General features: G+C 62.0%; 1 protein-coding gene and 2 pseudogenes. All 3 read left to right on the top strand.

Going from position 1 to position 1,475, the window contains the following annotated elements; all coding sequences use genetic code 11:
- Positions 1-302 (top strand): annotated as a pseudogene (locus EOA86_RS34390) (peptide ABC transporter substrate-binding protein); the annotation flags it as partial.
- A gap of 63 nt (positions 303-365) precedes the next feature.
- Positions 366-1,316, top strand: coding sequence for an ABC transporter permease (locus EOA86_RS34385; RefSeq protein ID WP_128345579.1), 951 nt, complete (start codon positions 366-368; stop codon positions 1,314-1,316).
- A gap of 34 nt (positions 1,317-1,350) precedes the next feature.
- Positions 1,351-1,475, top strand: a pseudogene (locus EOA86_RS40930) (peptide ABC transporter permease); the annotation flags it as partial.

Raw genomic sequence — 1,475 nt, 5'->3', positions numbered from 1 at the left:
TTACCAACCGCCTGCACACAAAGGCGATCGTCGCGAAGGGCGGAAAGGGCTCGAACACCGGCCAATACTCCAACCCGGAGGTCGATGCGCTGCTCGACAAGGGTACCCGCACCTTCGATCGGGAAGAGCGGCGCGCCATCTATCTGCGTGTTCAGGAAATTGTTCGTCAGGATCTGCCGTTCCTGCCTCTGTTTGCCTACGCCAATGTGTTCGGCCGCAAGGCAGGGCTGGAGGGTTTCGAGGCAAATTCCAACACCCGCGTCGCATCCTGGCATGCCGCCGGATGGCATTGGAAGGACTGACATTCTTACGCCGCCGCCTTAGGGCGGCGGCGTGTCACCGGCGTCTTGAAAGGGGAGAGTTGAATGCGTGGCTTCCTGCTCAACCGGCTCTCGCAGAGCCTCATCCTGCTCCTGATCGTGTCGGTCATCGGGTTCGTTGTCCTGAACTTGTTACCGGGGGGGCCACTGGCGCAATTCGGGCTCGATCCCGGCATGACTCAGGACGATCTCGATCGCCTGAAGGAGCAACTAGGGCTCAATCGGCCGCTGTGGATGCAATATCTCGATTGGGCCTGGCGGCTTCTCCAGGGCGACTGGGGCAACTCCTTCCGCGATGGGGCGCCGGTGCTGTCGGTGATCGGCCGGCACGTCTTTGCCACGCTGTTGCTGATGGGCACATCCACCGCGATCGCAATCGCCATTGGCACCTGGATCGGCATCCGTGGCGCCACGCACCGCTACTCGCTGTTTGACCATCTGGCGACGGTTGGCGCCATGGTCGCGCTGTCGATCCCGACCTTCTGGTTCGGGCTCGTCGGCATCTATATTTTTTCGCTTAAGTTGGGATGGGTGCCTGCGGGCAACATGTACACCATCGGCGACGGCTTGGTGCTGAACTATTTGCACCACCTTATCCTGCCCAGCATCGTGCTGTCGCTGGTGCATGTGGCGATCTGGAGCCGCTACATGCGCACCTCCACCCTCGACGCGATCAGCCAGGATTTCGTCAAGACTGCCCGCGCCAAGGGCCTGACCGAGCGCCGAGTCATAATGAAACACGTCGTTGGCAATGCACTGTTGCCGATGATCACGCTGGCAGGGGTGCAGCTTCCCAGCATCCTGACCGGCGCACTGGTGACGGAGACAGTGTTTACCTGGCCAGGCATGGGGCGGCTGTTCCTCGACAGCCTCGGCTACAGCGACTACCCGGTCGTGATGGGGCTGCTGATGTTCTCGGCCATCCTCGTCATCCTGGGCAACCTGATCGCAGACATCGCGGTGGCGATCGTCGACCCGCGCATTCGCCTGGGTTGAGCGCGCAATCTCACCCCTGACAGGAGGCAGCCACATGACCGCTCTCGTCGCAAATGCAGGACAAGGCCGCTGGTGGCGCAGCCGCACGGTGCGCCGTTTCACGAGTCATCATCTGGCGCTGCTGGGGGTGGCGATGACCACGCTCCTCACGCTGGCATG

The organism is Mesorhizobium sp. M5C.F.Ca.IN.020.32.2.1, assembly GCF_004023105.1.
In the GTDB taxonomy this organism is placed as follows: Bacteria; Pseudomonadota; Alphaproteobacteria; order Rhizobiales; family Rhizobiaceae; genus Mesorhizobium; species Mesorhizobium wenxiniae.
This window is presented reverse-complemented; position numbering and strand designations above follow the sequence as displayed.

Bases quoted from the DNA above. Each gene is read 5' to 3' on its own strand.
- EOA86_RS34385 (WP_128345579.1), top strand. From the start codon at position 366: ATGCGTGGCTTCCTGCTCAACCGGCTCTCGCAGAGCCTCATCCTGCTC.